The following is a 26857-nucleotide window of genomic DNA, read 5'->3' as shown; positions in this document are numbered from 1 at the left end:
TGCTTTAACTTCTTGTTTTTGCGCATGTCGTCATTGGAAAACCGCTGCTGAATTTCGCGCGAATGCTTCAAGGAAAAAAAATGGCCCGGCGGATGTCTCCGCCGGGCCATTGCATTTTTTTGCGGCACTTGGCCTGCGTCTTGTCAGAACTCTTCCCAGCTTTCTGTTGCTGCTACCGCAGACGAACCACCGCCGCCGACAGCACGGGCCAGCTTGTTCACCAGCTTGCGGGCCGGGGACGGTGCCGGTGCTTGACGGGACGCGGAGGCAGATACCGGAGCCGGACGAGAGGCCGTGGCGTGGGCTGCATAAGATCCCCCCTGGCCACCCAACTGGAAGCTGGAAATCAGCTGACGCAGCTTCGTGGCTTCTCCAGCGAGATTGCCGCTAGCGGCGGTTGCCTGCTCGACCATGGCAGCGTTCTGCTGCGTGACCTGATCCATCTGGTTGACGGCGGTATTGACCTCTGCAAGACCAACGGACTGTTCCCGGGCCGAAGTCGCGATGGCATCAAGCTGCGTGTTGATCGATATGACATGCTCTTCGATGACCTTCAGAGCCTCACCAGTCGCCGTGACCAGCCTTACGCCGCTATCCACTTCCTCTGCCGAGGCGCGAATGAGATCCTTGATTTCCTTGGCAGCCTGGGCAGAGCGCTGTGCCAGTTCGCGAACTTCCTGTGCAACGACCGCAAAGCCCTTGCCAGCTTCACCTGCACGCGCAGCTTCGACGCCAGCATTCAATGCGAGAAGGTTGGTCTGGAAGGCGATCTCATCGATCACGCCAATGATATTCGAGATCTGGCTGGAAGACTGTTCGATCCGCTGCATGGCATTGACAGCGTTTGACACGACCTGTCCAGATTCCTGGGCAGACTTGTTGGCCTGGATGGCAACGTGACGTGCTTCTTCCGTACGCTTGGAAGAGTTGGTAACGTTTGCTGTGATCTGGTCTAGAGCTGCGGCTGTCTCTTCGAGAGAGGCGGCCTGCTGCTCGGTGCGGCGGGAAAGATCATTCGCGCTGGTGCTAAGCTCACGCGAGTCGGAATCGATGGACTGAGTGGAGACAGCAACTTGTGAGAGCGTATCGCGCAAGCGATCGACAGCCGCGTTGAAATCCTGGCGAAGGCCTTCGAAGTCGCTGGCGAAAGGACGGTTCAACTGGAAGGTAAGATCGCCGTTGGAAAGGTGACGCAGACCTTCAGCAAGGCCGGAAGTTGCTTGTTCCATTTCTGCGGCGCGGGCGCGGGCGGCTTCTACATTTTGAGCGCGGTCGGCCTCGGCGGCACTACGGCTATCGGCTGCCTGCTTGTCACTTTCAATCTTATTGATGGCCGTTTGGCGGAAGACTTCAACAGCCTGCGCCATTGCACCGATTTCATCCTTGCGGCCGCGGCCTGGAACATTGATATCGTTCTGGCCACGAGCAAGTGTAAGCATGACTTCGTTGATCGTGCGCAGCGGGCGCACCAGTTTCGAGTTGAGCAACATCAAGCCCAAGACGGAGAGAAGGAACATCACGCCGCCGCCTGCTATGGCCGTTGTGCGTGCTAGCTCGCCAGCGCTGTTGGCGGCTTCACTGCGGACGCTGAGCAGTGCGGTCTCTGCGTCGGAAAGCTCCTTCACCTTTGCGCGGATGCCGTCCATGGAGGCCTTTCCAGCGCCGGAAACTTCAATCTGACGCGCCTTGTCCCAGGTCGACTGGTCCTTCATGAATTCCATTTCAGGAACGACGACCTTGGCATTCCATGTCTCAGCCAAAGCGGCGAGGTCCTTCAAGCGTGCCTGCTGAGCAGGGTTATCCGAGGTGAGGCGCTGAGCGGCTGCGAGGTTTTCCTTGAACGCTGCGGCACCAGCGATCTGGGGATCAAGGAATTTCTTGTCGCCCGCGATCAGATAGCCGCGCATGCCCGTTTCCTGGTCGATCATGGCACTCATCATGCCATTGAGTTTAGAGAGCACTTCGTAAGTATGCTCCGTCATATACGCGTTGGTGGATTGGGTTGAGCTCGACGTGTAGCTGACGGCGGCGACGATGAGGCTGACTGCGATCATCGAGAAGATGACAAGCGCAATCTTGCTGATGATCTTAATGTTATCCAGGAAATGCACGGCTGTTAGCTCCATAGGTTGACCTTTGAAGCCTCAATTGTGACAGGCTGTCATAGATCGCGTGTGATGCGATGAAAGATACAACCGGATTACTTAATGCTAGGTTTAATATTAGATTGCCCGGAAGTGAGTTTTCACCTGCAACATTTTGCAGTAATTCTCATTTCCGGGTTGTATTCGTCTCGATTTGAGACGCGAATTATACTATTCCTATATCTGAATGTTAGAGAAAAGTCATTTATTTCTCTCTAAACGTGCAAGAAGAGAGGATGTATCCCACCTTTTGCCCCCCATTGATTGTATATCTGCGTAAAATTGATCCACGAGCGCCGTAAGAGGCAAAGTGGAGCCATTGCGCCTGGCTTCAGTCAAGACGATATCCAGATCCTTGCGCATCCAATCGACGGCAAAGCCAAAATCATATTTGCCCTGGTTCATTGTCTTGTGGCGGTTCTCCATCTGCCAGGAGCCTGCCGCCCCCTTGGAAATGACATCCACCACCTTCTCGATATCGAGACCAGCCTGCTTGCCGAAGTGAACGGCTTCAGCCAAACCTTGCACAACACCGGCGATGCAGATCTGGTTCATCATCTTGGTAAGCTGGCCGGAGCCCACCGGCCCCATGAGGCCAACCATGCGGGCATAGGCATCGATAACAGGCTTGGCCTTGTTAAAGGTCGCCTCTTCGCCGCCACACATAACAGTCAAAGCGCCGTTTTCGGCCCCAGCCTGGCCACCCGAAACAGGGGCATCGATGAAGCCACAGCCCTTTTTTGCGGCTGCATCGGCCAGTTCCCGTGCCACTTCCGCAGAGGCTGTCGTGTTATCAATGAGAACGGCACCGGCCTTCATGCTTGCAAGAACACCATCTGGGCCAATGGTGACAGAGCGCAGGTCATCGTCATTGCCAACGCAGGTAAATACGAAGTCTGCTTCCTTGGCCGCTTCAGCGGGTGTCTTGCCGAGGCTCCCGCCGAATTGTGAAACCCAAGCCTCTGCCTTGGCGATAGTGCGATTGTAAACCACCACATCATGTCCGCCTTTTTGCCGCAGATGACCAGCCATGGGGAAGCCCATAACGCCTAGCCCGATGAACGCCACTTTCGCCATTTTCTATTCCTCGCTGATTGCTGATTTTTCTTAGTGCGTTTTGCAAAGCGACGGAAGGCTCAACTGCTCGTTCAAAAAATTCGCAAACTGACCTCCCTCATTTTCCGTTCCTAATAGTCCATAGATTTAGAAGAAAATATTCTGGATGCGCCGGATTTTGAGTTTTTCCTGCGTCGAACGAAGCCCGCTTCCGTGTGAGCCTTCTTTCATCGAGCCGACTGCAACAAGCGGAAGAAGATGAAGGAGAGGGACAATGACTGGATTTTCTCGCAGACAGGCAATGGGCATAATGGGTGGGGCCGCGGCTGCGATGACACTCTCGCCGCTCACGACCGCCAGAGCCGCCATCTCAACCTTGCGGATCGGCTGGCAGAAAAATGGCGTACTGGCTTTGGCCAAGGCTGAAGGAGCATTGGAAAAGCGATTTTCGGATCGCGGCATCTCTATCAAATGGTCCGAGTTTTCGTCTGGCCCGCCGCTGTTGGAAGCACTGGGTGCCGGTGCGCTGGACTTCGGCCCCACTGGCGATGTGCCGCCGCTTTTTGCGCAAGCGGCGCGAGGAAACCTTGTCTATGCGGGCACTTACAAAGGTAGCTCTGAGGGTTCTGCCATCCTCGTACAGCAGAATTCGCCGATAAAGACGCTCGCAGATTTGAAGGGCAAGAAGCTTGCCTTCAGGCGTGGTTCCAGCGCCCACAACGTTGCGGTGCAGGCATTGCGAAAGGCAGGACTTTCGCTTTCTGATGTGACACTCGTAGACCTTGCGCCACCGGATGCTGCCGCCGCCTTCAAGAACGGGAGTATCGATGCCTGGTCGATCTGGGACCCCTATACTGCGGTGGCAGAGGCTGATCCGAACACGCGCATTTTGTCGACCGCGGAAGGCATTGTTGAAAGCTGGAGCTACTTCCTCGCGAATGGGGATTTCGCCAAGGAAAACGGCGCGCTTATCCCTGAACTGTTCGAGGAGCTTTCAGCCGTTGGCAAACGCGCACAGGCTGATCTTGATAAAACGGTTCCAGCACTCTCAGCCATTACCGGCGTGCCGGAAGATGTGACCCGCAAAACGCTGACCCGCAAGGGCTTCAACCTTGGCGATGTCGCGCCAGTCTCCGATCAGGCCATCGCCTACCAGCAAGCACTGGCTGATGAATTCTACGAGCTGAAGATCATTCCTCGCAAACTCACCATCACCGACATCGTCTGGCGCCCGAAGGCCAGCTAAGCGCGACCGTGAAAAAAGGAGAAATGCCATGACCGATACACAAAAGCCGATCGACTTTCTCTGGTTCATTCCCACGAGCGGTGACGGAACCTATCTCGGTGCCAGCGACCTGAACCGAGCACCTGACAATCGCTATCTACGCGAAATTGCCGTGGCAGTGGACCGCCTTGGCTATAGCGGCGTGCTGTTGCCAACCGGCGTTTCCTGCGAGGAAAGCTTCGTGACGGCGGCATCGCTCGCCCCTTTCACTGAGCGGCTGAAGTTCCTCGTCGCCATCCGCCCCGGAACGGCATCACCAGCCTATTATGCGCGATTGGCTTCGACGCTGGACCGCATTTCCCACGGTCGCCTGCTGCTGAACATTGTGGTGGGTGGCGCACCGGCGGAACTGGCAGGCGATGGCATCTTCCTTCCGCATGACGAACGCTACGACCACGCGGAAGAATTTTTCCAGGTATTTGAAGATCTGTTGACGACGGGCAAGGCGGATCTGGATGGGCAATATATTCAGGCGAAGGAGGCCAGGCTTGGATTTCCCTCTATTCAGCAGCCACGCCCGCCACTTTATTTCGGCGGCTCCTCCGATGCGGGCATCGAATTCTCAACAGGCCGGGCCGACAAATACCTGACCTGGGGCGAGCCGCCAGAGCAGGTTGCCGAAAAGGTAGAAAAAGTCCGCAAATCGGCTACTGCCAAGGGCCGCGAGGTATCTTTCGGTATTCGCCTGCACTTCATCGTGCGTGAGACGGACGACGAAGCGTGGGAGGCGGCTGACCGGCTGATTTCCAAGCTGGACGATGAGACCATTGCCAAGGCGCAGGCGCACTTCGCGACCTCATCCGATTCTGTTGGTCAGGCGCGCATGGCGGCTCTCCATGGTGGCCGGCGCGACAAGCTGGAAGTTGCGCCCAACCTTTGGGCGGGTATCGGCCTTGTGCGCTCAGGTGCCGGAACAGCGCTTGTCGGCTCGCCGAAGACGGTGGCTGCACGCTTGCGGGAGTACCAGGAAATCGGCATCGAGACGGTGATCGGTTCCGGCTATCCGCATCTGGAAGAGGCTTACCGGGTTGCGGAACTGCTGTTCCCGGAACTGGGACTTGGCCGCGAGGCGCAACGCACCGGCTTTGGCAGTGAATTTTCATCCAAGACAGTGTTTGCCGGTGGAGGCCACCAGACGCTTCGATCCGTCGCGGCATCTTGAGCCGAACCAAGGAGACTGCCATGTCTATTGCTGAAACAGGCTTTAACCGGCCTTTGAAACAAGCCAATTCCCGCAGCTTCCAGCTTTCCTTGCCCGGGCGGGAAAGGCTTCTGCCCTTTCTGGTTCCGCTTGCACTGGTGGGGCTTTGGCAGGCGGGCTCCTCTGTCGGCTTCATCTCGGACCGGATCATGCCATCGCCGGTGGCGGTGGCGGAAGCTTTCTGGAATGAGACGGCGAGCGGCGACCTGGGCCACAACATTCTAGTCAGCGCAGGTCGCGCTTTTGCCGGTCTGCTGGTGGGCGGCAGCATCGGCTTTCTGCTTGGCATCGCCAACGGCGTTTCGCGTCTTTCCGAACAATTGACAGACACGACGCTGCAAATGATCCGCACGATTCCACATCTGGCGATGATACCGCTCGTCATTTTGTGGTTCGGAATTGGGGAAGAGGCGAAACTGTTTCTCACCTCGCTGGGCGTTCTGTTTCCAATCTACCTCAACACCTATCATGGTGTGCGCAATGTGGACCGTGATCTGATCGAGATGGGCAGGGTCTACGGCATGAGCCGTTGGACGCTGTTCCGCAAGGTCATCTTTCCCGGTGCGCTTCCCTCCATCTTCGTTGGCCTTCGCTATGCGCTGGGCATCATGTGGCTGACGCTGATCGTATCGGAATCCATCGCTGCATCGTCCGGCCTCGGCTACATGGCCAACAATGCCCGCGAGTTCATGATGACGGACATCGTGGTGCTGTCTCTCGTGATTTACGCACTGCTGGGCAAGCTGGCGGATGTGGTGGCACGCACGCTGGAGCGACGAGCCCTTTCCTGGAACCTTGCGTATCAACGATAGGAGCAAACAAGATGACACTGACCTACAGTGAACGACAGCCTGCTTTTGTTGCGGAAGCGCAATTCGAGGCGATTGCAGAGGGTCACAGACAGACGCCGGTTTCGCTTCGCCTGCGCGGTGTTGAAAAAAGCTTCGGTGACAACAAAGTTCTGCGCGGCATTGATCTCGAAATTCCAGCCGGGCAATTCGTCGCCATCGTGGGCAAAAGCGGCTGCGGAAAGAGCACGCTGCTGCGGCTGCTCGTTGGTCTTGACCAGCAAAGCGGCGGCGAGATTGCCTTCCGTGACGGCGAGGGCCGTGATGTGGAAACGGATGCGCGCATCGTGTTTCAGGAACCGCGCTTGCTGCCCTGGTTCAATGTGGTGGATAATGTCGCCGTGGGGTTGGGCGAGGGGGTGCCAAGCGAGCAGGCCCAAAAACTGGCGCTGGATGCACTTTACGAAGTGCAGCTTCGCAACAAGGCGTACGAGTGGCCCTCCAAGCTTTCAGGCGGTCAGCGGCAGCGCGTGGCCTTGGCCCGTGCGCTGGTGAGCCGCCCCGGCCTTCTGGTGCTGGACGAACCCTTGGGCGCTCTGGATGCGCTGACGCGCATTAGCATGCAAAGCCTGATCGCCCGGGTATGGACGGAGCTGGGTTTTACCGCCGTGCTGGTAACCCATGATGTGAGCGAGGCGGTTCATCTGGCAGATCGGGTCATCGTGCTGGAGGAGGGGCGGATAACGCTGGATCTCGAAGTACCAAAGGCGCATCCGCGCGAACACGGAGATCCCGATCTTGCCGTTCTGGAAGGGAAGCTTCTGTCCGCTATCCTCAAGGATCGCTGAGTTAGAAGGGCTTCACTTCTGCCAGAAGCACAACAACGATGGCCGAAACCAGCACGATGGGCATGCCCTTGCGCACAAAGGCTGGAGGATCGATCAGGGGATCGGCCTCCATGCGGCGCAGCCACTTGCTCTGCATGCCGTGCAATGCGGAAAGCATGATGACGATCAGAAGCTTGAGGTGAAGCCACCCGCCCGAAAAGCCGATATAGCCGATTGCGAGGGTAAGGCCGAGGAGCCAGACGAGACCCAGCGCACCTGTCGTGACAATACGGTCATAGCGGCGAAGCGCTGTGATGACGCCACCGCGAATGGGTGGAGGTACCATGGAGATCACGAAGGCATTGATCAACATGCCGCCAACCCAGATCATATCGGCTGCGACGTGAAGGCCTTTGAGAAGAAAATACAGCATGGAACTTTGCCCCGGAAACGGTTGATGCGCCAACCTAGATTGCTTCGACAGAAATTGGAATGGTTTTAGAAAACCAATCTCAACCCTTGAAGCGCGCAATGACCAAATGGCCGGGTGTCGGGTTACCGTCCTGCATGCGCACGTTGATATCCGTGAATTCGAGGACTTCAAATCCTGTTTCTGTCAGCCGCTGGCGCACATAGCTTTGCGAATGGGCGAAGCGCTGATTTGGACCCACCATATAGCTTCCGCCTGCAAACACATCATCCGGCAGCGTTTCAGAGGAAAATACGAAAATGCCGCCGCTCACCATGTTTTCGGCGACGCCGAAGAATAGGGGTTCCAACGCGCCAAGGTATGGCAGGACATCGGTTGCCGTCACGAGATCAAAGGCTTCGTCGTCGTTATCTTCCAGAAAGTCTTCAACTTCCGCTACGTAAAGCGTCTCGTAGAGATCTTTCTCGTGCGCGATCTCGACCATGTTTTCAGAGATATCGATGCCGGTGATATCCTCGACCATATCACGCAGCGTGCCGCCGGTGAGGCCGGTGCCGCAGCCCAAATCCAGCATGCGCTGGAACGGACCAAGCTTCAAATCCTGCAAACGCTGGCGCACCAGAACCGGCACGGCATAGCCAAGCTGCTCGACAAGGATATCTTCGAAACTTTCCGCATGTTGGTCGAAAAGCGTTTCGACATAGGCGTCGGGAGCTTTCGGCGGTGTCTCGCCGCGACCCATGGAAGCGAGGCGAACAGCAGCGCCGCCGTGATCCTCGGGATCGAGTTCCAGAACCTGCTGGTAGGCGGCCACGGCGGCATCTAAATCGCCCGATTTTTCCAGCGCGAGAGCACGGTTGTAAGCTTCCGCCAGCGCTTCTTCATCGATCTTTTTCATAGCCGCCTCTTAATATCTCAAGCGGCGGCTTTAAGCCGATGCGCGGGCAATGGCAAGATCAGCCTTATCTGGCGGGTTTCAATGGATGATGAATTCACCCTTCAAGGCGCGCCATTCATTGGCGGCAATCAGCTTCCTGTGTACGTAGCGAACGGAATGCAGGGGTCCATCAAGCTTCTCCTGCCAGAACTTCAGGAAGCTTTTCATTTCCGGAAATTCCGGTGCCAGATCGTAATGCTGCCAGATATAGGTTTGCAGCAGGTTCTTATGGTCCGGCATGCGATACAGGATTTGCGCTGTCGTCATGCCATAGCCTTTGAGCATCAGTTCCATTTCAGGCGTCATGTTGTAATTCCCGTTGGAGTTTGACCTCTTGGGCGGGGAGTGCCCGCATAGTGTAGTTCAACACCCCTCGCTTAAGCGAAGCTTAACAAACGCTCCGTAGAAAGCGCCAATAACAATTTGGAATCAGTATGTTAGCACTCAATATGAACGATTGCTGCCATGTGGTTTCAGGTTTCGTTCAGGCGCGGCGCTCTTAATTTTCGTCTGGAACAAAATTCCAGTCTTGCCGTTAGTGCGAGCCGCCAACCTCAGCATTAAAAGAAGGTGGCGGGCGAAGGGACGCCAGACGAAACGCAGCCAGGGAGCTACAATGCCCAAGCGTAACCGACTTCTCGCCAGTGTGGCGATGCCATTGCTTTCCATGAGCTTGCTCGTGCCCGATGTGCACGCAGCGATGCCGACGATTGCCAACCCGCAGGTCGAAAGCAATTCCAATATTGTTCGCGTCCAGGATCAGGCTCCGGGACTTCCCGGCCAAGCTGAAGAGGAACTGAAGCAGCGCCGCCCGAAGGGTGCGCCTGAAGGTGAGGGTGGTAAGCGCCCGGAGCCAGAGCAGCGTGAGCCCAAGAAGGAGCGTCCGCCAGAACCAGAGATGAAGCCGCAGCGCGAGCCGGAAGCGCCACGTCCGCCGAAGGCTGAAGCTGCGCCGGAAATGCGCCCGGCTGAGCCTGCGCCCAAGCGTGAGCCGCAGCCAGAGCCGGAACAGGTAAAGCCACGCCCAGCACCGAAGGCTGAAGCTCCAGTAGAGCCAAAGCCGGAACCCGAAGCAGCACCAAAGCCTGCTCCGAAGCGTGAAGCACCTGCTGCTGAAGAACCAGCCGCCCGTAAGGCACCGGCCGAGCAACCTGCTGAAGCACCGGCACCAAAACCTGCACCGAAGGCCGCTGAACCTGCACCGAAGGCTGAAGCCCCAGTGGAGCCCAAGCCAGAGCCGAAGCCAGTGCCGCCAAAGCCCGCAGAAGCTGCACCACCAGCCGCTGAACGCCCTGCCAAAGAGCGACCAGCAGGTGAGCGCCCACGCCCCCAAAATGGTGAGGCTGCCCCTGTTCGTCCCGGCACACCTCCAGTTCCACCCGCACCCGGTGCTGAGGCTGCCCCAGGCACGCCGCAGCCAGCGCCTGGCACGCCGCCAGCGCCGCCAGTACCCGGTGCAGAACCGCAGCAGCGCTCTGATGCGCCCGCTGTAGCCCCGGCCGCTCCTGGAACGCAGCCTGTGGTCGCCGCACCAAAGACCCCGGAAGAGATCCAGCGAGCCAAGAAGATTGCCGATAATCCGGCATCTGCGACCGGTCCGGTTGTTCTGCCGGTTGAAAACGGTGCAGCTGTGCTGGATAGCGCCAAGGAAGCGCCTGCTGCTGTTGCCCCGGTACAGGCCGGTCAGCCAGGTGCGCCGCGTGATCGCCGTAGCCTTCAGCGTTCCGGTGCCGCACCTGTTGAGGGTCAGGCCGTTCAGCCAGCTCTCGCACCAACTGCCCCGCCACCACCGCCGCCAACTTCGGATGCCGCCGCTCAGGCAGCACCAGATGGCCAGCGTGCGCCGACCATTCGCATTGAGAATTTCGCGGGTCAGCGCGGTGAGCGTTTGAACGAGCGTCCGCGATTTGAAGATCCGCGTGGCTGGCAGGATGTACGCCGTGCCGATGATAACCGCACGATCATCCAGATCGATAATCGCACCTTCGTTCGTCACGATGACAGCGAACGCTTTATCGACGATGGCTATCGCCCGGAATACGAGCGTCTGCCAGGTGGCCGCACACGCGAAATCTATCAGCGTGACAACGGTATCCAGATCGTGACGGTTCGCAACCGCTATGGCGAAGTGATCCAGCGTTCACGCGTTGATCGCGGTGGTCGCGAATATGTCCTGTTCTATGCGCCGGAACTGGCGGATGAGCGCGACGATCGTGATTACCAGTGGCGCGATCCGGGTGACGAACTGCCACCCATGCGCCTGACGATCCCGGTGAACCAGTACATCATCGACACAACAAGCGACCCGGACCGCGATTACTATCGCTTCCTGGAGCAGCCGCCAGTAGAACGCGTGGAACGCGTCTACTCTGTCGATGAAGTTCGCTATTCGGCTCGTATCCGTGACAAGGTGCGCCGTATCGATCTCGATACCATCACTTTTGCCACAGGAAGCGCCGATATTCCGATGAACCAGGCTTCCAGCCTGCGCAAGGTCGCGGACGCCATCAAGAAGGTGCTGGATCGCGATCCGGCAGAGACCTTCCTGATTGAAGGTCATACGGATGCCGTCGGTTCTGCTGAAAGCAACCTCGTGCTTTCTGACCGTCGCGCAGAATCTGTTGCCCGCGTTCTGACCGATGCCTTCGGTATTCCGCCGGAAAACATGGTGACGCAGGGCTACGGCGAGACCTACCTGAAGGTTAAGACGGATGGGCCTGAGCAGCAAAACCGCCGCGTTACCATCCGCCGCATCACGGCACTTGTGAAGCCGGTCGCTCAAAACCAGTAATCATTCAAGAATAGGAAAACCGCCGGAAATCCAGTTTCCGGCGGTTTTTTTCACGCGTTTTTTGAGCCGTTAGCGCTTAGCTCGATCAAGAAGATCCAGAACCAGTTCCGCCGTCAGTTCATCGAAATGGCTGATCACATGGTTCGGTTTGAGCTCCTGAACCGGAACATCGGAATAGCCGAAGGTAACGCCGATGGAGGGGATGGCAGCGTTTTGCGCCGCGAGAATATCATTGATGCTATCGCCAATCATGATGCTGTTTTCACGAAGCCCGCCCGCGCGCTCGATGGTTCCCAATATATGGTCCGCATCAGGCTTTCGAACGGCGAAAGTATCGCCGCCGGTGATGGCCGCGAAGCGATCGGATAGCGACAGTTTTTCCAGAAGCGGCAGGGCAAGGCCTTCTGTTTTATTGGTGCAGACGGCGGCGGAAAAACTAGCGGTGTCCAGCCTGTCGAGGCAGGCCAGGAAGCCATCGTAAGCGCGGCTCTTGCCCGGCATGTGCGCGCCATAATGTTCCAAAAACCTTTCAAACAGGGTTTCGGCCTGCGAATCATCGAGAGGATAATTGCGCAGGTTACAGGCACGGCGGATCATGACGCGCGCGCCCTGGCCTACCAGATGCGTGAGGTCTTCAAAGGTGACCGGCTCAAGATTGTGTGCAGCAATGGTGTAGTTCAGGCTGTCGATCAGGTCCGGCGCGGTGTCGATCATGGTGCCATCGAGATCGAATATAACAAGAGGTGCAGTCAAGGTTTGAGCCTTTTTGTTGTGAAAGCGAAACGAACCTATGCGGCGAATGCTGCCTTGGCAACGCGGGTTTGAAGTGCCCGACGATTGACGTTTATCATGCAGCATTCGATTGACCGGCAGGAAAGCATAACGGGGACTTTTGTTTGCGAAGCGAGGCGTGTAAACAGCACACGGCGAAACAGACGGGGAGCTTGTGGCGGATGGACGCCCGGGAAATGAAGATCAAGGCAGCAGAAGCTGCACTTCAACATGTTGAACAGGGTATGCGTTTGGGCATTGGCACTGGTTCGACAGCTGAAGAGTTTGTGCGGCTGCTGGCGGAAAAAGTGGCTGCCGGGCTGAAAGTAGAGGGTGTTCCGACATCCGAGCGCACCGCAAGGCTTTGCCTGGAACTCGGCGTTCCGCTTAAATCGCTCGACGAACTGCCTGAACTCGATCTCACCATTGATGGTGCCGATGAGGTGGATGGAGCCCTGCGCCTGGTAAAGGGTGGCGGTGGCGCGCTGCTTCGCGAAAAGATCGTTGCGTCTGCTTCGACGCGCATGATTGTAATTGCCGACGAGACCAAGGTTGTTGAAACTCTTGGCAAGTTTCCGTTGCCAATCGAGGTGAACCCCTTCGGACTGACCACGACGCGTATTGCCGTTGAAAAGCTTGCGGCAAAGCTTGGCCTTTCGGGCGAAATCAAGCTGCGCAAATCTGGTGACGGCCCATTCACGACGGATGGCGGCCATTACATTTTCGACGCATTTTTTGGCCGTATTCCTGATGCAGAGGCATTGGCCATCCAACTAAATTCCATACCGGGCGTTGTTGAGCACGGTTTATTCATCAACATGGCGTCTTTCGCGATCATTGCCGGACCGGCAGGCGCGCGGACGCTGCAAGCGAAATAAAGACAGGAGCATCGAAAAAATGATCAGACATGCGGTTCTTGGCCGTGCTGCGGCGCTTGCCATTCTTCTTTCGGGCGCCGCCTTTGCTGCTCCAGCCAGCGCGCAGGAAGTTTCTGCCGATCACCTGAAGGCTGCGAAAGATGCCATTGCATCGCTGAACGCCACGGATCGTTTCGACAACATTTTGCCGAACCTGGCTGAGCGCCTGAAGAGCGAGTACACTGTTGCTTCGCCAAACTATCAGGATCAGATTTCCAAGACGGTCGATGCGGAAGCCTTGGCTCTTGCTCCGCGTCGTGCAGACCTGGAAAAGGAAGTCGCAACCACCTTCGCCAAGTCCTTTACCCAGGACGAGCTGAAGCAGATTGCAGCCTTCTATTCCTCGCCGGTCGGCAAGAAGTATCTCCAGACTTTGCCGCTTGTTCAGCGCGAAACGGTTCGTGCGGCTGAAATCTGGGCCAATGGCGTTTCCCGTGACTTGACTGCCAACAGCTCTGCCAAGTTGCGCACTGTGATGGACGCCAACAAGGTGAAGGCACCGCAGGCGCAGGTTGACGGCCAGCCAGCCAAGCCTTGAGCCTCTGCTGATCCGCCTGCTTCAGAAAGCCCGGCTCGTCCGGGCTTTTCTTTTTGCTGCCGTCACACCTATATGCCATTCGATACAGAACTGAATCACCGCCTGAAGGAGAAGCCCATGACTGCCTATGATTATGACCTGTTTGTCATTGGAGGCGGTTCGGGCGGCGTTCGCTCTGCACGACTTGCGGCAGGTTTGGGCAAGAAAGTCGCGATTGCAGAGGAATATCGCTACGGCGGCACCTGTGTTATTCGCGGCTGCGTGCCGAAGAAGCTGTTCGTCTACGCCTCGCAATATCACGAGCATTTTGAAGATGCGGCAGGTTATGGCTGGACGGTTGGCGAAAGCCAATTCGACTGGAAGGCTCTGATCGCTGCCAAGGACCGCGAGATAGACCGGCTTGAAGGTCTTTACCGGCGGGGCCTGGAAAATGCGGGCGCCGAGCTTCTTGAAACGCGTGCGGAACTGGTGGATGCCCATACAATTCGGCTGGTGAAGACCGACAGGTTGGTGACGGCAGATCGCATCATTATCGCGACCGGCGGCACGGCCAACCCACATGCTTCTCTGCCCGGTTCAGAATTCTGCATCACCTCGAACGAAGCCTTCCATTTGGGCGAACTTCCAAAATCGATCCTGATTGCGGGTGGCGGTTATATCGCTGTGGAATTTGCCAACATCTTCCACGGTCTGGGTGTCGATACGACGCTGATCTATCGCGGCCAGGAAATTCTGTCTCGCTTCGATAGCGACATGCGTCAGGGCCTTCACAAGGCCATGGTGGAAAAAGGTATCCGTATCATTCTCACCGACATCATCGAGGAAGTGACGCAATCGCCAGCCGGGGGCTTGAGCGCACGCACAAAGGCGGGTGCGACACTGGTTGCTGACCAGATCATGCTGGCACTTGGCCGCGACCCGAACACGCAAGGGCTGGGGCTTGAGGCGGCCGGTGTTGAAATGAACGAGCGCGGCGCAGTGATTGTTGATGCTTATTCCCGCACCAATGTTCCGCATATTTTCGCGCTGGGTGACGTGACGGATCGGGTGCAGCTAACGCCGGTGGCCATTCATGAAGCCATGTGCTTCATTGAAACGGAATATAAGAACAATCCGACGGCGCCGGATCATGACCTCATAGCAACCGCTGTGTTCTCTCAGCCGGAAATCGGCACCGTCGGGCTATCTGAGGAAGAAGCCTGCAAGAAATTCGATGAAATCGAAATCTATCGCGCCGAATTCCGGCCGATGAAGGCGACGCTTTCCGGTCGAGCCGAAAAGATGATCATGAAGCTGATTGTGAACGCCGCAGACCGCAAGGTGATCGGTGCCCATGTGCTTGGCCACGATGCAGGCGAAATGGCGCAGCTTCTGGGCATTTCACTGAAGGCTGGCGTAACCAAGGATGATTTCGATCGCACCATGGCCGTTCACCCAACGGCTGCCGAAGAACTGGTGACGATGTACAAGCCAAGCTACCGCGTGAAGGGCGGGGAACGCATTGACTGATATGGGCGAGGGAGGTTCAAGCCTCCCTCTTCAATTTCAGCCCGTCAAGCGCGGCGCGCTCAGCAGCTTGCGGAACAGGGTCTGCATGGCAGAGGTCAGATCCTGAGCAGGCGATGCCTCAATGAAGTAACCCGGCGTTGCGCAGGCCTGCATCGCAGGCGAGATTTTGGGATCGAAAGCCTTGATGCGGGCATTCCAGAAGTTATCGTCCGGCATTTGCAGGTAAGTTGTATAGACCACGGCTATTTTTATGCCGTCTTTCTTCAGCGCGTTGCAATCATCCAAGTCGATCTCCTCCATGCAGCGCGTTCCATCTTTCAGCGGTTGAGAACAGTCCGCCTTGGCAGCATCTGTTACGCCATCAGATACAAGGAAAACGATCTTCTGGCGATCTGCGGCGCTGGTGCCTCCGCCGGCTTTGCCAATTTTGCTTTTCAGAGCTGAGAATGTGCTTCCAAAGTCAGTCAACTGATTGTTATTGTAGTTGTTGTTCGGTGTGGACATGAGATCGAGCGCGTCAACCGACTTGCTGAGGCTCTGCATATCGGTGGTGAGGCTCTCAATCTCTGTCAGCCGAACATCATCTGCTTTCGTCCCAAAGGAATAGAGAGCCATCTGGTACTGATTGGATACCAATCGGTAGTCGTCAACATCTTTTGCGAGGGCCTGCGTGGCGCTTTTGACCACGTCGATCCGTAACTTAATCCCCGCCTTTCTCGCGTCTCCCAAGGTGTTTTCGTAGGCGTAATCTTCAAGGGTTGCGTGGCAGGCAAAAGCGCAACCATTGGGAGCCTTATGCTTCTGGCGTAACAGTGCAGAAGATCTCGCCTTCAATTTTTCAATATCTGCATATGTTGCCGCAAGCCCCATGGAGGGCGTGTTGTCCAACAGCATGTAGAAATCAATGAAAGCATTGGTTTGATAGTTCGCTGTGGCCTTGCCTGAGACAGGAAAGGCATCCTTGCCTAAAATACGCAGGAAACTGGTTGGAATAGAGGCTTCAAACGCTACCTTCGAGGTAAGAGCTGTGCCTTTACGCTCAATGCTAACGCTAACAGCGCCAAGTTTGCTTGAAAGATCTGGTGGAAGCTGAGAGCGAAACAATCTCGTGGCATCTTCATTGCCGATCTTGATCTCGCCGTCCTGCGCCATGCTCATAGCCTGTGCTACAGCGGAGGATTTTTCTGCCAGTGCACCCAAGGCTGCGGCATCCGCAGCGCTCATCAGCGCCTGTTTTTGATCCAGAGCAACGCCGAAATCGACCGCAAGACCTGCGGCGCCGATCAACGGAACCATGATAAACGCACTGAGAACGCCGAAATTTCCGGCATCGTTGCGGATAAATTTCTGAAATGGCCGAAATCCAATCCGGCCCGAAAATGACTTGCCGTTAAAGTTAAGCATGGCCCACACGTACTCATTCGGTTTCACAGTGAATGACATGCTATAGGACAAGATGCTTAGAATTTACGGAACAAAATTGGTTGATAATTGCTAAAAACGGCATGTATTATTCAATCTATATACATCGTAACATAAGGATATACGATTATCCAGAGTTGCTTTTAGGGTATTTTTTCCCGTGGCTGGCCCAAATATTAGAAAGTGAAATTGTATTTGTCTTTAACAAGAACCAGTTGTTAACGGCTCTATGCAAGGTGCAGACAAAGGTTTATAAGCCGCCGACTTGACTTGCGCCCGGGCAGGGCCGGCACAACAGGACGGACGACAATGGCAGAAAACTGGACCCCGAACTCATGGCGGCACAAACCGATCCAGCAGGTTCCGGATTATCCGGATGTTGGCGCGCTAAAGGCAACCGAGCAGCAACTCGCAACCTTTCCGCCGCTGGTGTTTGCCGGTGAAGCACGTCGCCTGAAGAAGTCTCTCGCCAGTGTTGCGGAAGGCAATGGCTTCCTGTTGCAGGGTGGCGATTGCGCTGAAAGCTTCCTGGAGCATGGGGCCGATACGATCCGGGACTTCTTCCGCGCGTTCCTGCAGATGGCCGTTGTTTTGACCTTTGGCGCGCAGCAGCCGGTCGTGAAAGTTGGCCGTATCGCTGGCCAGTTCGCCAAGCCACGCTCCTCCAACATCGAGAAGCAGGGCGAGGTTGAGCTCCCATCCTACCGCGGCGACATCATCAACGGCATCGAATTCACGCCCGACGCGCGCATTCCTAATCCGCACCGCCAGCTACAGGCCTATCGCCAGTCGGCTGCAACGCTTAACCTGCTGCGCGCCTTTGCCATGGGTGGCTATGCCAACCTGGACAATGTGCATCAGTGGATGCTGGGATTTGTGAAGGACAGCCCCCAGGGCGAGCGTTACCGGAAGCTTGCGGATCGTATTTCCGAAACCATGGACTTCATGAAGGCCATTGGAATCACCTCGGAAAACCACCCGAGCCTGCGCGAAACAGATTTCTTCACCAGCCACGAAGCGCTGCTCCTGGGCTATGAAGAGGCGCTGACGCGTGTCGATTCCACCTCTGGCGATTGGTACGCGACCTCCGGTCATATGATCTGGATCGGCGACCGTACCCGTCAGCCTGACCATGCGCATGTGGAATTCTGCCGCGGTATCAAGAACCCGATTGGTCTGAAGTGCGGCCCATCCATGACGGCGGATGGCTTGCTCGAGCTGATCGATATCTTGAACCCGGCCAATGAAGCGGGTCGCCTGACTTTGATCTGCCGCTTCGGCTACGATAAGGTTGCCGATCATCTGCCGCGTCTCATTCGCGCTGTCGAGCGTGAGGGCCGCAAGGTTGTATGGTCTTGTGATCCAATGCACGGCAACACGATCACGCTCAATAACTACAAGACGCGCCCATTTGATCGTGTTCTGTCGGAAGTGGAAAGCTTCTTCCAGATCCACCGCGCAGAAGGTTCGCATCCGGGCGGTATCCATGTTGAAATGACGGGCAATGACGTGACGGAGTGCACCGGCGGTGCACGAGCCGTTTCAGCAGGCGATCTGCAAGACCGCTACCACACCCATTGCGACCCGCGTTTGAATGCCGATCAGGCACTTGAGCTGGCTTTCCTGCTGGCAGAGCGCATGAAGACTGGCCGGGAAGAAAAGCGCCTTGCGGTAAACAGCTAAGCCCTTCAGGTAGGTTGAAAATGAAAAGGCCGGTGGGGGGAACCGGCCTTTTTTATTCTCAGGGCATGCTGTGATTTCGCAACTGATTGATGCGGAAGAAAGCCTATCAATCCGTCAAATCGTATATCTTCGAACACTCATAAATCTAGATAGACAAACTTAATCGTTCGTTAAAGGGCGAGTGCGCCACACATATTCAATCATGGAATGTTGTGCGCATTCGGTCCGTTTCGGCATTAGGGGGTAACAGCAATGTCATCCAAGCCGCTCTCCGAGCGTGAACTTGTTACTGCTACACCTTTTGAGACTGCTGCGCGCAACGGGGTCTATCAAGCCATACAAACACGACGCGACGTGCGCGACCAGTTCTTGAACGATCCCTTGCCGGATGACCTCGTGCGGCGGTTGCTGAAAGCGGCTCACGCTGCTCCCTCGGTGGGGTTCATGCAGCCGTGGAGTTTTATCCTCGTGCGCAACCCTCAAACCCGACAAAAAGCATGGGAGGCTTTCTCCAAAGCCAATGCGGAAGCGGCGGCGCTGTTTCAGGATGACAAGCAGAAGCTTTATCAAAGCCTGAAACTTGAGGGTATACGTAAGGCGCCGCTTTCAATCGTCGTCACATGCGATCCAGACCGGGCCGGCCCTGTGGTGCTGGGGCGGACACACAACCCGAAAATGGATGTTTACTCCACCGTTTGCGCCGTGCAGAACCTATGGCTTGCGGCGAGAGCGGAAGGTGTCGGCGTGGGTTGGGTCAGTATCTTCCACGATAGGGATGTGCGGTCGCTGCTTGGTATTCCGGAGCGCATTGAGATCGTCGCCTGGCTTTGCTTGGGCTACGTATCGGAGCTTTATGCCGAGCCGGAGCTGGCCGTGAAGGGCTGGCGGCAAAGGCTGGATCTGGACGATTTGATTTGCGAAGAGCGGTGGGTGGATCGGTTTAGCGACCCGGCTGAACGCCAGGACGGCTGACGTCTCTGTCTTCATCATCTGGAAAGAACTGCGGGCCAACCATACGCACCGGCTTATTTGGCTCCCAAACACGTTCGGGTGGCTTCGGTGTCATATCCGCCGGTACAGAGCCGCGGGCCTGACCGAATTGAATTACGGAATTTCCCGTGGGTGGGAGCGTTTTGGTTGGCTCTTTCGGAAGGCTGACTTCTCCCGGTTCGAGTGGCGTGATTGAAGCGGGCACATTGGTGTAATCAATCTCGCCACAGCGAAGGCGTCGCATCTCTTCCCGAAGTGCTTCTTCATTGCGCCCGAGAGATCCGACCAATTTGCCCTGTTCAGTGCGAGACGCGAGAATGGCTTGGCGGTCGCGATCCGCATCGAGCATACGCTGTTGAAGCTCCTGGCACGGATCGTTAGCGCCGAGAATGACGATACTGCTCGTGCCGCACCGCATTCTTTGCATGTCCGAGCGAAGCCGCCGCATTTCTCCTGTCACATCCGATAGGGCCTGAGCATGGGCGTTAACAGTGCTTGTGCTGCCGATGATTTGTGGCGTGGAGGCGATTTCCTTGCCGAGCGCCATGCAACGCGCCGCATTATCCGCAGCAGAGGCAACCGCGGGAAGCAGCAAGAGCATTGGAACGAGAAGCTTCTTGAAGGCCATCGCGCAGCCGATTCCTTTTATAAATAAACCCGGAAGGATGATGATCCTCCCGGGTTGATAATTCCATAACTGACCTGCGTGAAGCTTGTCCTTCTTAAGCCAGTGGTTCCACTTCACTATGGGCAGCTTCTACGACAGCGATGGCCGCCATGTTTACCACGCCACGTGAGGTGACGGAGGTGGACAGGATGTGAGCCGGTTGTGCCGCACCCAGGAGGATTGGGCCTACGTGCAGTGCGTCCATCATTGTGCGAACGATGCCAAGGGAAATATTGGCTGCATCCAGGTTAGGGAAGACAAGAAGATTGGCTTCACCTGACAGGGCACTGTTTGGCATGGCGCGTTTGCGCAAGGTTTCAGACAGTGCAGAACCTGCCTGCATTTCTCCATCAACTTCGAGATGCGGCGCGCGTTCACGAATGAGTTCCAGTGCAGCCCGCATCTTGCTGGCGCTTTCCGACTTGCGCGACCCGAAATTCGAGTGCGAGAGCAGGGCAGCCTTTGGCGTGATGCCAAAGCGATGGATTTCCTGCGCAGCCAGAATAGTGATCTCGGCGATCTCTTCATGCGTCGGATTATCGTTCACGAACGTATCCGTGAAGAAGACGGGCCCGTTCTGCGTGATAAGGAGGCTCAAGCTGGAGAAGGCACCAACGCCGGGACGCATACCAATGATCTGGCGCACATCCTTCAAATGTCTGTCGAACCGGCCTTCAACACCACAGATCAGTGCATCAGCTTCGCCACGCTTGACGGAGAGTGCGCCGATGACCGTGTTATTGGTACGCACAATGGTACGCGCTGCTTCGGGGTTGATGCCCGCACGACCAACCAGGGCAAAATAATCATCGACATAATCGCGGTAGCGCGGATCGTCTTCCGGGTTCACCACCTGAAAATCAATATCGGGACGGATGCGAATGCCAAAGCGCTTGAGACGCGCCTCGATGACCGAGGGGCGGCCAATGAGGATCGGCACGCCTGTCTTCTCCTCCAGAAGCACCTGTGCGGCGCGTAGAACGCGCTCGTCTTCACCTTCCGCGAAAATAACGCGCTTCTTCTCGGCTTGCTTGGCGCTGGTAAAAATCGGCTTCATGACAAAGCCGGAGCGCCAGACGAAGCGGTTCAACTGATCAAGATACTGATCGAAATCCTCGATCGGGCGCGATGCTACGCCGGTTTCCGCTGCAGCCTTCGCAACGGCCGGAGCAATGCGCAGGATCAGGCGTGGATCGAACGGCGAGGGGATGAGGTAGTTGGGGCCGAAAACCGGCGTCTCATCCACATAGGCGCGGGCTGCGACATCTGAAATCTCTTCCCGTGCGAGGCCAGCAATGGCTTTCACCGCTGCCATCTTCATTTCTTCGTTGATGGTGGTTGCGCCGCAATCCAGCGCGCCACGGAAGATGTATGGGAAGCAGAGAACGTTGTTCACCTGGTTGGGGAAGTCGGAGCGACCTGTGCAGATCATGGCATCCGGGCGCGCCGCACGGGCAAGCTCGGGCATGATCTCCGGCGTCGGGTTGGCAAGTGCCATGATCAGCGGCTTCTCGGCCATCTGTTCCAGCAATTCCGGCTTCAAAACACCAGCTGCCGAGAGGCCAAGGAAGACATCAGCGCCGCCAATGCTTTCAGCCAGCGCACGCTTTTCGCTCTTCTGAGCGTAGATTTCCTTCCATGGGTCCATGAGGACATTGCGGCCATCGTAAACGAGGCCCTCAATATCATGCACCCAGATGTTCTCACGCTTGGCACCAAGGGAGACGAGCAGATTGAGACAGGCGAGTGCGGCAGCACCAGCGCCGGAGGTGACGATCTTCACCTCTTCAATCTTCTTGCCCGCAAGTTCCAAGCCATTGAGAATTGCAGCTGCAACGATGATGGCCGTTCCGTGCTGGTCGTCGTGGAAGACCGGAATGTTCATCTTCTCGCGCAACTGGCGCTCGACCTCAAAACACTCCGGCGCCTTGATGTCCTCAAGGTTGATGCCGCCGAAGGTGGGCTCCAGAGCCGCGACGGTGGAAACCATGCTCTCAACCGTTTCACCGGCGATTTCGATATCGAACACATCGATGGCGGCGAACTTCTTGAACAGAACCGCCTTGCCTTCCATTACCGGCTTGGATGCCAGCGGGCCGATATTGCCAAGGCCAAGCACTGCCGAACCGTTGGAGACTACGGCGACGAGATTGGCGCGGGCGGTGTAATCCGCAGCAGTTTCCGGATTGTCGCGAATCGCGAGGCAGGGAGCCGCAACACCTGGAGAGTAGGCAAGCGCGAGGTCGCGCTGGTTGCCAAGTGGCTTAGTGGCCTGAATCTCCAGCTTGCCAGGACGCGGATATCGATGGAAAAACAGTGCCTGTTCATCCAGATCCGCATTCGGGGCTGCTTTTCCGGGAAGATCCTTACCCTGCTGCTCCATCGCCAAACTCCTTTACGGTCTTTTTTGCTTTGGGCTGTCTTACATCAATCCGCGCGATGGAACAGTACCGATTTGTAGGGTTCGCGTTCGCCTGGCTCAGATTAGAAGGTTCGGGAGCCCCTGTTACATCTAACTCGGCGTGATAATCACAGCAGCTGTCATCTTCCTGATAAACGAGTCTGATTATTCCACTGGTTAAGAGGATGTTGTGACGAAAGGGGATGTTCGTGACTGCTGCACCGGAAAACAGGCATTTCAGAACTCTCTTCATTTCGGATATCCATCTAGGCTCCAAGGCGGCGCGGACGGATTTTCTGCTCGATTTCCTGCGATACCATGAGGCGGATACCATCGTTTTGGTGGGAGATGTTGTCGATGGTTGGCGCTTGAAGCGAAACTGGTACTGGCCGCAGGGCTGCAATGATGTTGTTCAAAAGCTGCTGCGCAAGGCACGCAAGGGCACGCGGATCATCTATATTCCCGGCAACCACGATGAATTTCTCCGTTCTTTCCCTGGCGTTCACTTCGGTGGGATCGAGGTGGCTGAGCGCATGATTCACGAAGCAGCCGATGGAAAGCGTTACCTCGTTCTACACGGCGATGAATTCGACGTCGTGGTGCGCAATATCCGTCTGCTCGCATATCTCGGCGATTGGGCTTATGATGCTGCCATCGCCATCAATGTCGTGCTGGCCGCCATTCGCCGTAAACTCAATCTACCCTATTGGTCCTTCTCGGCCTGGGCGAAGCTACAGGTGAAGCAGGCTGTCAACTTTATCGGCGAGTTTCAGAACGTCGTCGTGGAAGAGGCTCGGCGCAACCATGTCGATGGCGTGATCTGCGGTCACATACACCATGCGACCATGGAGGATATTCAAGGCATTCGCTACATCAATACCGGTGATTGGGTGGAAAGCTGCACGGCTATTGCCGAGCATATGGACGGAAGCTTTGAATTGATTTCCTGGCAGAAAATCGGTGCGACGGCTGAGGTAATGCCCATGCTTCGTGCCACGGGAACCGCAGAGGACATGCGAGCGGCCTAACAGGAAACGATCTCGGAATTACCGTATACCGTACTGATAAGATCAAGCGCAGGCTGTGATTATCTAACAGATGCGTCTATACAGGCGGTCTAGTCTCACATGATCGCCGGAGCCTCTGTGGCCCAGTCTTCGCATCCCTCTTCGCCTCATCTTTTCGCAGTTCGTTGCGCAGTGGCCTATGCAGCGGCCCTCGGCGTGAACGGCATTCTGCTGCCCTTCTTTCCTGTGTGGCTGAAGTCGCTAGCGCTGAGTGATTTCGAAATCGGCATTATTCTGACATTACCTATCATCATGCGCGTGATCACGGCGCCAGCCGTTGGTCTATGGGCTGATAGGCTGAGCGAGCGATCCCACATTTTGATGGGGGCGGCGCTGATTGCTCTTATTGCAGCCATTGCATTGTTGTGGACCCGGAGTTTCTGGGCGGTTGCCATTGTCTTCGGTCTACAAGGGGCAGCCTTTGCACCCTTCATACCAATTCTCGAATCGATTGCCGTGATGGGCGTGCGGCGCTGGGGCCATCGCTATGGCTCCATCCGCGTCTGGGGCTCTATCGGCTTCGTGGTCATCACGCTTTCAGCGGGCGCGTTGATCGCCCGGTTTGGCGGTAGCGTCGTTCCATTCGCAACGGTGTTCGTGTTTGCCTTCGCCTTGGCATCCGCCTTCTTCGCGCCACGTCTCGGCAAGGCCAACGCCATGCCAAAAGCCGCCGCTGCGCGCTCCACACTTCCCATGCGATCGAGCCTTAACCTGCTGATGATCGGTTGTACGGTAACGCAATCCACTCATGGAATGTATTACGCATTTTCCGGCATCTACTGGGAAAGTGTAGGTTTTACCGGCTCGCAGATAGGCTTGCTTTGGTCCGCTGGTGTGCTGGCCGAAATCCTTTTTTTCTTCACTGCCGGAAGGCTCGCGGCACGGGTGTCTCCGCTCAACATGATCCTGATTGGATCAACGGTGGCAGTGGTGCGCTGGTGCCTGTTCGCGCTTCCTCTAGGCTTTGAAGCCTCGCTGATTCTCCAGTGCAGCCATGCATTTAGCTTTGCTTTCCTGCATTTTGGCATGCAACAGAAGATCGTGGAAGTGGTGCATGAAAGCCGGGAATCCTCCATTCAAGGCCGATTCTTCTTCTATAACGGGGCTTTTCTCGCGGCTTCCACCTTATTATCAGGCGCGATCTTCCATGCCCTGGGTCAATATGGTTATTTTCTTATGGCTGCACTCGCTCTGGTGGGCTTGATTGTGAGTGTGCACGTAAAGCGTAGACCCTGGACAGTATAAGCAGGCACGAATTGCCGATGTTTATTCGACACTTCGCGGATTAATGCACAACGCTGGCTGTGACTTTGATGTGACGGCAGGCGTAATTCCTCTGCAGATGCCATGGCAATTTGTGGGGTGACGGTTATATTGCGCAAAGATTGAATTGACCTCCCGCAAGCGCATTCGAGCAGCACATAAATGCAATCAAAGCCGCAGTCGGCCGATGAACGGCCAGCGACCCTCGAGATGACCTCCTCGGCTGAAAATGTTGAGCGTTACGTGCTTTCCGGCGATTGGCGGAACCGCGCCATCAGCCATGTCTTGAAGGACCTTATGGCTGCGGAGCAAAAGTCCGGCCAGGGAAAGCTTGAGATAGATGTGTCGGATGTTCATACAGTCGACACTTCGGGTGCCTGGCTGATTCGCCGGTTGATCAGCGCCAAGCAAGCTGAAGGCCGGGATGTAGAGCTAACGGGTGCGCGCCAGACGCTGGCTGATCTTATTGATGCCATGCCGGAGAAAGGCCCCGAAAAGCCTAAGCCGGTTTTGGACAAGCGCACCCTGTTTCAGCGCATTTTCGAGCCTGTTGGGCGCGCCGTTTGGGGCTTGGGACAGGACGCATGGGCTGCCATGCACATTCTTGGCTCAGCCGTCGGCGGCGCACAGCTGAAGGGTGGCAAAGGCGCTGGCGTTTCGCCTGCCTCAGTCGTTACGCATATCGACAGAATGGGCGTGCGCGCTGTTCCTATTATCGTTCTGATGTCGTTCCTGATCGGTGCGATCATCGCCCAGCAGGGCGCGTTTCAGCTTCGATATTTTGGTGCTGAACTCTTCGTCGTCGATTTGGTGGGAATTCTACAGCTTCGTGAAATTGGCGTCCTTCTGACGGCCATCATGATTGCGGGTCGTTCCGGCAGTGCCATCACCGCCGAAATCGGCTCCATGAAAATGCGCGAGGAGATCGACGCCCTTACGGTCATCGGCCTGAACCCTGTCGGAGTGCTGGTGTTTCCACGTCTGGTGGCGTTGACGATTGCTCTGCCGCTGTTGACGATCATCGCCAATTTCTCGGCGCTTTATGGCGCCGCCATTATCAGCTTCGTCTATTCAGGCATCACCTTCCAAACCTTCCTTTCTCGTCTGCACGAAGCAGTGGATTATTCCTCCGTTGCATCGGGAATGATCAAGGCGCCCTTCATGGCGCTCGCCATTGGTATTGTCTCTGCGGTAGAGGGCATGAAAGTAGGCGGTAGTGCCGAATCACTCGGCACGCATGTGACAGCATCTGTGGTGAAATCCATCTTCGTGGTGATCCTGATGGATGCCGTCTTTGCCATTTTTTACTCTTCGATCGACTTCTAGGAACCGCATGGCTCTTCATGACGCAGAAACAATTGAAAAGGAGCATCCGGACGATGACCGAGTGATCCTTTCCGTGCGCGATCTGACGGTGACCTTCGGTGAGAAGATTGTTCTGGATCGGCTGAACCTCGACGTCTATCGCGGCGAAATTCTGGGGTTTGTCGGGGCGTCGGGAACGGGCAAATCTGTCCTGATGCGTACGGTCCTTCGGCTGCTGCCGCACCGTTCCGGCTCCATTCATATTCTGGGCGTGGACTATGAGAATGCCGATATTCAGACCCGCATGGGGCTGGATATGCGCATGGGCGTGCTGTTCCAGCATGGTGCGCTATTCTCTTCGCTGACGGTGAAGGAGAATATTCAGCTGCCGATGCGCGAATATCTCGACTTGCCGCAGGAATTGATGGACGAGCTTGCCTATTTGAAGATCGAGATGGTTGGCTTGGCTGCCGATGCGGCAGACAAATATCCTTCAGAGCTCTCAGGTGGCATGATCAAGCGTGCGGCACTGGCGCGTGCGCTGGCGCTGGACCCGGATCTGGTGTTTCTTGATGAACCGACCTCCGGTCTCGATCCAATCGGCGCTGCCGAATTCGATATGTTGATCGCCCGTCTGCGCGATACGCTGGGGCTGACGGTCTATATGGTGACTCACGATCTCGACAGCCTGTTTTCCGTCTGCGACCGCATTGCGGTCCTCGGCCAAAAACGTGTGCTGGTGGAGGGCACGCTGGATGACATGCTGGCCTGCGACGATGAGTGGGTTCAATCCTATTTTCGCGGTAAACGCGCTCGGTCCGTTACGACGGATTATGGCATGAACGAAAAAGTGCCAGGAAAGTAA

23 protein-coding genes are annotated in these 26857 nt (G+C 56.3%); 14 read left to right on the top strand and 9 right to left on the bottom strand.

The window, feature by feature from the left end:
- Window positions 1-143 precede the first annotated feature (143 nt).
- Window positions 144-2111 carry a methyl-accepting chemotaxis protein gene (locus tag AC0JZ1_RS09670; protein WP_471882169.1) on the bottom strand — a complete coding sequence of 656 codons (1968 nt, stop codon included), beginning with the start codon at window positions 2109-2111 and terminating at the stop codon, window positions 144-146.
- 234 nt (window positions 2112-2345) lie between these two features.
- Entirely contained in the window at window positions 2346-3221 is an 876-nt protein-coding gene (locus AC0JZ1_RS09665) for an NAD(P)-dependent oxidoreductase (RefSeq protein WP_471882168.1), read from the bottom strand.
- A gap of 253 nt (window positions 3222-3474) precedes the next feature.
- Between AC0JZ1_RS09665 and AC0JZ1_RS09660 the strand changes: the two genes are divergently transcribed.
- Genes AC0JZ1_RS09660 through AC0JZ1_RS09645 form a run of 4 tightly spaced genes read left to right on the top strand, consistent with a single transcriptional unit; the run spans window position 3475 to window position 7322 of the window.
- Window positions 3475-4446, top strand: coding sequence for an aliphatic sulfonate ABC transporter substrate-binding protein (locus tag AC0JZ1_RS09660; protein ID WP_471882167.1), 972 nt, complete (start codon window positions 3475-3477; stop codon window positions 4444-4446).
- 28 nt (window positions 4447-4474) lie between these two features.
- Window positions 4475-5647: an FMNH2-dependent alkanesulfonate monooxygenase gene (gene ssuD, locus AC0JZ1_RS09655; protein ID WP_471882166.1), complete on the top strand. Its 1173-nt coding sequence runs from the start codon at window positions 4475-4477 to the stop codon at window positions 5645-5647.
- 20 nt (window positions 5648-5667) lie between these two features.
- The gene (locus AC0JZ1_RS09650; protein WP_471882165.1) at window positions 5668-6498 is read left to right on the top strand and encodes an ABC transporter permease subunit; all 831 of its coding nucleotides are present in this window, start codon (window positions 5668-5670) and stop codon (window positions 6496-6498) included.
- Window positions 6499-6509: 11 nt separating this feature from the next.
- Complete coding sequence (locus tag AC0JZ1_RS09645; RefSeq protein ID WP_471882164.1) at window positions 6510-7322, top strand: ATP-binding cassette domain-containing protein; 813 nt, start codon at window positions 6510-6512, stop codon at window positions 7320-7322.
- Between the two features lies 1 nt (window position 7323).
- On the opposite strand, the gene AC0JZ1_RS09640 is transcribed toward AC0JZ1_RS09645, so the two are convergent.
- The 3 genes from AC0JZ1_RS09640 to AC0JZ1_RS09630 form a co-directional block, all read right to left on the bottom strand.
- Window positions 7324-7734: a CopD family protein gene (locus tag AC0JZ1_RS09640; RefSeq protein WP_471882163.1), complete on the bottom strand. Its 411-nt coding sequence runs from the start codon at window positions 7732-7734 to the stop codon at window positions 7324-7326.
- 79 nt (window positions 7735-7813) lie between these two features.
- Window positions 7814-8629 (bottom strand): methyltransferase domain-containing protein, encoded by an 816-nt coding sequence (locus tag AC0JZ1_RS09635; RefSeq protein ID WP_471882162.1) that lies wholly within the window; start codon window positions 8627-8629, stop codon window positions 7814-7816.
- Between the two features lie 78 nt (window positions 8630-8707).
- Window positions 8708-8974, bottom strand: a complete 267-nt coding sequence (locus AC0JZ1_RS09630) for an usg protein (RefSeq protein WP_471882161.1) — start codon at window positions 8972-8974, stop codon at window positions 8708-8710.
- Between the two features lie 310 nt (window positions 8975-9284).
- Here AC0JZ1_RS09630 and AC0JZ1_RS09625 point away from each other — a divergent pair, with 310 nt between their 5' ends.
- A complete protein-coding gene (locus AC0JZ1_RS09625) occupies window positions 9285-11459 on the top strand; it encodes an OmpA family protein (RefSeq protein ID WP_471882160.1) in 2175 nt (724 codons plus the stop codon).
- A 69-nt stretch (window positions 11460-11528) separates the two neighbouring features.
- On the opposite strand, the gene AC0JZ1_RS09620 is transcribed toward AC0JZ1_RS09625, so the two are convergent.
- Window positions 11529-12173: an HAD family hydrolase gene (locus AC0JZ1_RS09620; RefSeq protein ID WP_471883407.1), complete on the bottom strand. Its 645-nt coding sequence runs from the start codon at window positions 12171-12173 to the stop codon at window positions 11529-11531.
- Window positions 12174-12412: 239 nt separating this feature from the next.
- Here AC0JZ1_RS09620 and rpiA point away from each other — a divergent pair, with 239 nt between their 5' ends.
- The 3 genes from rpiA (at window position 12413) to gor (ending at window position 15194) form a co-directional block, all read left to right on the top strand.
- Window positions 12413-13108, top strand: coding sequence for a ribose-5-phosphate isomerase RpiA (rpiA, locus tag AC0JZ1_RS09615; protein ID WP_471882159.1), 696 nt, complete (start codon window positions 12413-12415; stop codon window positions 13106-13108).
- Window positions 13109-13127: 19 nt separating this feature from the next.
- Window positions 13128-13685: a DUF2059 domain-containing protein gene (locus tag AC0JZ1_RS09610; protein WP_471882158.1), complete on the top strand. Its 558-nt coding sequence runs from the start codon at window positions 13128-13130 to the stop codon at window positions 13683-13685.
- Between the two features lie 117 nt (window positions 13686-13802).
- Entirely contained in the window at window positions 13803-15194 is a 1392-nt protein-coding gene (gor, locus tag AC0JZ1_RS09605; RefSeq protein ID WP_471882157.1) for a glutathione-disulfide reductase, read from the top strand.
- 36 nt (window positions 15195-15230) lie between these two features.
- On the opposite strand, the gene AC0JZ1_RS09600 is transcribed toward gor, so the two are convergent.
- Window positions 15231-16598 (bottom strand): TadE/TadG family type IV pilus assembly protein, encoded by a 1368-nt coding sequence (locus AC0JZ1_RS09600; protein ID WP_471882156.1) that lies wholly within the window; start codon window positions 16596-16598, stop codon window positions 15231-15233.
- Between the two features lie 327 nt (window positions 16599-16925).
- Between AC0JZ1_RS09600 and AC0JZ1_RS09595 the strand changes: the two genes are divergently transcribed.
- Both AC0JZ1_RS09595 and bluB read left to right on the top strand, forming a co-directional pair.
- The gene (locus AC0JZ1_RS09595) at window positions 16926-18299 is read left to right on the top strand and encodes a class II 3-deoxy-7-phosphoheptulonate synthase (protein ID WP_471882155.1); all 1374 of its coding nucleotides are present in this window, start codon (window positions 16926-16928) and stop codon (window positions 18297-18299) included.
- 252 nt (window positions 18300-18551) lie between these two features.
- Window positions 18552-19271: a 5,6-dimethylbenzimidazole synthase gene (gene bluB, locus AC0JZ1_RS09590; RefSeq protein WP_471882154.1), complete on the top strand. Its 720-nt coding sequence runs from the start codon at window positions 18552-18554 to the stop codon at window positions 19269-19271.
- On the opposite strand, the gene AC0JZ1_RS09585 is transcribed toward bluB, so the two are convergent.
- Both AC0JZ1_RS09585 and AC0JZ1_RS09580 read right to left on the bottom strand, forming a co-directional pair.
- Window positions 19240-19917 (bottom strand): hypothetical protein, encoded by a 678-nt coding sequence (locus AC0JZ1_RS09585; RefSeq protein WP_471882153.1) that lies wholly within the window; start codon window positions 19915-19917, stop codon window positions 19240-19242. The two genes, bluB and AC0JZ1_RS09585, sit on opposite strands and share 32 nt — an antisense overlap.
- A 94-nt stretch (window positions 19918-20011) precedes the next feature.
- Window positions 20012-22339 (bottom strand): NADP-dependent malic enzyme, encoded by a 2328-nt coding sequence (locus AC0JZ1_RS09580; protein ID WP_471882152.1) that lies wholly within the window; start codon window positions 22337-22339, stop codon window positions 20012-20014.
- Window positions 22340-22566: 227 nt separating this feature from the next.
- On the opposite strand from AC0JZ1_RS09580, the gene AC0JZ1_RS09575 reads away from it, so the two are divergent.
- From AC0JZ1_RS09575 to AC0JZ1_RS09560, 4 genes are all read left to right on the top strand, one after another.
- Window positions 22567-23385 carry a UDP-2,3-diacylglucosamine diphosphatase gene (locus tag AC0JZ1_RS09575; protein ID WP_471882151.1) on the top strand — a complete coding sequence of 273 codons (819 nt, stop codon included), beginning with the start codon at window positions 22567-22569 and terminating at the stop codon, window positions 23383-23385.
- Between the two features lie 99 nt (window positions 23386-23484).
- Entirely contained in the window at window positions 23485-24669 is a 1185-nt protein-coding gene (locus tag AC0JZ1_RS09570) for an MFS transporter (protein ID WP_471882150.1), read from the top strand.
- Window positions 24670-24849: 180 nt separating this feature from the next.
- Window positions 24850-26013 (top strand): MlaE family lipid ABC transporter permease subunit, encoded by a 1164-nt coding sequence (locus AC0JZ1_RS09565; RefSeq protein ID WP_471882149.1) that lies wholly within the window; start codon window positions 24850-24852, stop codon window positions 26011-26013.
- Window positions 26014-26020: 7 nt separating this feature from the next.
- Window positions 26021-26857 (top strand): ABC transporter ATP-binding protein, encoded by an 837-nt coding sequence (locus tag AC0JZ1_RS09560; RefSeq protein WP_471882148.1) that lies wholly within the window; start codon window positions 26021-26023, stop codon window positions 26855-26857.

Source organism: Affinirhizobium capsici, assembly GCF_977018625.1.
This window is presented reverse-complemented; position numbering and strand designations above follow the sequence as displayed.